The organism is uncultured Veillonella sp. (genome assembly GCF_963534045.1).
GTDB lineage: Bacteria > Bacillota > Negativicutes > Veillonellales > Veillonellaceae > Veillonella.
This window is the reverse complement of the sequence record NZ_CAUSQT010000086.1, coordinates 1-3632: the sequence shown is the minus strand read 5'-3', so window position 1 is coordinate 3632 and position 3632 is coordinate 1. Positions and strand designations below refer to the sequence as shown.

The following is a 3632-nucleotide window of genomic DNA, read 5'->3' as shown; positions in this document are numbered from 1 at the left end:
TATGTTAATGAACGTAATCAAGCTTCTACCAAAGGTTCTACTACAACAGGTGAAAAAAATATACTTTCACAGCCAATTGATCCCCCATTACAAGCTGATACGTCTGCAAAGATTACCCTCACCTTTGACATCAATAATTACGAGTCAATGACGGGAACGGTGGATAATAAAGAGATTAAATATCGCGCATTTGAATATATCCCATATGTATCAAATCCTATCGATATTGATCAGCAGTACATAAACATTTACATACCTGAAGAGTATTTCAATAATGGCACTGTAAATGGTTATAATACACAAACAGCTCCAATCTTTATGCCAAATAATGTTGGCGGTTATATGCCAAGCCAACCTATGGCACCAAAGGTAGAAAATAATAAGCCAAATAGTGCTCTCTATGCATTGTCTAGAGGTTATGTTGTTGCGTCCCCTGCTACACGTGGCCGTACAAACAAAGCATCCGATGGTAACTTCATCGGCAAAGCACCTGCAGTCATTGTAGACTTACAAGCGGCTACAGCTTATTTACACGCTAATGATGCGACTATGCCAGGTAACGCAAAACGTATTATTACGAATGGTACTAGCGCAGGCGGTGCCGTTTCCTTATTACAAGGTGCAACAGGTAATACATCTGATTACCAACCATATCTACAGGCTCTCGGCGCTGCTACAGCATCCACTGATGTATATGCATCTTCTGCTTATGCACCAATGACAAACCTAGATGCAGCAGATATGGCTTACGAATGGAGCTATAACGGTATCACATCATTTAATAAAGTAACTATGGGACAAGGTGAATTGCCTCAAGCGAATGTAGGCGGTGCACCAGCGCCAATACAACGTAGTGTACAACGTGTGAACTTAACGAATGATGATGTAGCATACTCAGATTTACTTAAGAGCCACTTCCCTGACTATGTAAACAACTTACAATTACGCGATAGAACCGGCGTTATTTTAAAACTCGATAAGAAAGGTAATGGCACATTCAAGCAATATGTAAAATCTTTCATTATCGATGCCGCTAATAAAGCTAAATCTAATGGTACTGATGTATCTCGCTATTCCTTCTTAGTCTTAGATAAGAATACAGGCATGGTGAAAGATATTGATTGGGACGCTTATAATAGCTTTACTAGTCGTTCTAAGGAACCAGGTGCATTTGACTCTAGAGCTAATGATTCTGGTGAAAACAGCCTATTCGGTACAAGCACTAGCGATACTAATCACTTCACGATTACAGCGGCACTACATGATACAACGCCTAATAATGATGTATATGTAGAAAACGCTAAAATCGTTACTATGATGAACCCTATGAACTATCTTGGTTCTCCTAGTGCAACAAACGCTAAATATTATCGAATTCGCTACGGTACAGCAGATAGCAATACATCTGTTGCCATCCCATTAATCGTAGGCACTCGTGCACAAAATCTCGGATATAGTGTAGACATGGCTACACCATTTGGTGTGGATCACGCTGGCGATTACGATTTACAAGATTTATTCAACTGGATGGATTCTATTGTAAAAAACGGTAGATAATCTATCTCGATTATAAACTTATTCCATAACATAACAAGGCTGTAATAGCATCTATGCCTGATGCTATTACAGCCTTGTTTGTATTTTTATCTTATATCGACAATAAAGGCGTCCCCATCGAGCAGGACGCCTTTATTACTAGTATTATATTTAAATGTTATATTAATCTTCTGGGAATAAAGCAGTGGACAAGTAACGTTCACCTGTATCTGGAAGAATAACTACGATATTCTTGCCTTTGTTTTCAGGACGTTTTGCCAACTCTGCAGCGGCCCACAATGCAGCACCGGAGGAAATACCTACCAAGATACCTTGTGTATGACCAAAGTCTTGTGCTGTTTTGAAAGCATCTTCGTTAGCAACTTGAATAACTTCATCATAAATTTTAGTATCCAATGTTTCAGGAATAAAACCTGCACCTAAACCTTGGATTTTATGAGGACCTGGTTTACCGTTAGATAATACAGCAGAGTCTTTAGGTTCTACAGCTACAACCTTAACATCAGGATTTTGTTCTTTCAAGAAACGACCTGTACCAGTTAATGTACCACCTGTACCAACACCAGCTACGAAGATATCTACAGCACCATCTGTGTCACCCCAGATTTCAGGGCCTGTAGTTTTATAGTGAATTGTAGGATTAGCTTGGTTTACGAATTGGCCTGCTTCTACAGCACCAGCAGTAGCTGTTACGATTTCTTTTGCCTTTGCAATCGCGCCTTTCATACCAAGTGCACCATCAGTTAAGACGAGTTGTGCACCATAGCCAAGCATTAATTTACGGCGTTCGATAGACATTGTTTCAGGCATTACGATAACAACCTTATAACCAAGCGCAGCGCCTACAGCGGATAAACCAATACCTGTATTACCAGATGTAGCTTCTACGATAGTACCGCCTGGTTGTAATTCACCAGATGCAACAGCAGCTTGAATGATAGCAGCAGCGATACGATCCTTTACGGAACCACCTGGGTTAAAGTATTCAAGTTTAGCTAAAATATTAGCATCAGCACCTACGCTTTCACCAAAACGAGTAGCTGCCAACAATGGTGTTTTACCAATTAATTCAACAAAAGATTTTGCAATTTTAGACATAATCAACACTCCTTATATTCGGATATTATGGATACTATAAATGGTATGTAATATATAATTATGTGCCTCTTAAATAGAGCCATCCCAATTATCATATTTTGTATCTAGTTTTGCGTATGTACCATCGATAACGTCTTGTAAGGTCACACTTTCTAGATAATCGTGAATGTAATTTTGTAACCCCGCCCAGAATCCAACGGTGCGTTCATTAATGACATCATCCGTAGATACACCTTCATCTAGAGATGAAATAATAGCCATTGATTCCTCTGTAGCCATCAAAATTTCAATGATTGTATATTCACTAGGTTTTTTAGATAAACGGTAGCCGCCGTATTTACCACGAATGCTATCAACTAAACTGGCCGCTCCTAATCGAGCCACAATACCTTCTAAATATTTCTCAGATATGCCTTGTCGTTCTGCAACAGAACGTAATGACACTGGTTTTCCCTGACCTTGCTCAGCTAGATCGATGAGAACCATCAATGCATATCTTCCTTTTGTAGAAATTCTCATGTATATTGCCTTCCTTTTTAAAAGCTAGCGTCCCTTGAACAAACAGTTTACATACCTCCTATGCGAATGTATAAAACCTTGTACATCGCTAGGAATTAATTTCATTATAGAATACTAACTGTAAAAATGCAAGAGTTTATTTCCTACTTTGTCAAAAGGTTTTACGAATAACAGTATTTACCTATACTAAATGAATACACTGCGACAAAAAGACCAGCCCAAAGGCTGGTCTTTTTGCGTATAGTTTGTAGTTTGTTATATGAGGTTTACATTGGTGAATTGGAGAGTGTTTCACCATGTAATGGGGCTTACCGGTATCGTTGGAGATACGATCCGTGCCCAAATGTTGTCATTTGAAGAGGTTGTTGGTCTATCTAGTAGTCTTAGATTTTACCTACTAAGTCAAGACCTGGTGTTAATGTATCTTTACCTGGTTTCCAACGTGCAGGGCACACTTG

The 3632-nt window shown here is 39.1% G+C and carries 3 protein-coding genes and 1 pseudogene; 1 reads left to right on the top strand and 3 read right to left on the bottom strand.

All coding sequences use genetic code 11. The features are described from left to right. Positions 1-1557: subtype B tannase (locus tag RYP29_RS08585; RefSeq protein ID WP_311533126.1), on the top strand; the 1557-nt coding region annotated here is incomplete at its 5' end. 162 nt (positions 1558-1719) lie between these two features. Here the strand turns inward: RYP29_RS08585 and cysK are convergent. The 3 genes and pseudogenes from cysK to RYP29_RS08570 all read right to left on the bottom strand — a co-directional run. Beyond that, positions 1720-2655, bottom strand: coding sequence for a cysteine synthase A (gene cysK, locus RYP29_RS08580; protein WP_060807244.1), 936 nt, complete (start codon positions 2653-2655; stop codon positions 1720-1722). Positions 2656-2724: 69 nt separating this feature from the next. Beyond that, positions 2725-3174: an Rrf2 family transcriptional regulator gene (locus RYP29_RS08575; protein WP_005375570.1), complete on the bottom strand. Its 450-nt coding sequence runs from the start codon at positions 3172-3174 to the stop codon at positions 2725-2727. Between the two features lie 383 nt (positions 3175-3557). Further along, positions 3558-3632, bottom strand: a pseudogene (locus RYP29_RS08570) (peroxiredoxin); the annotation flags it as partial.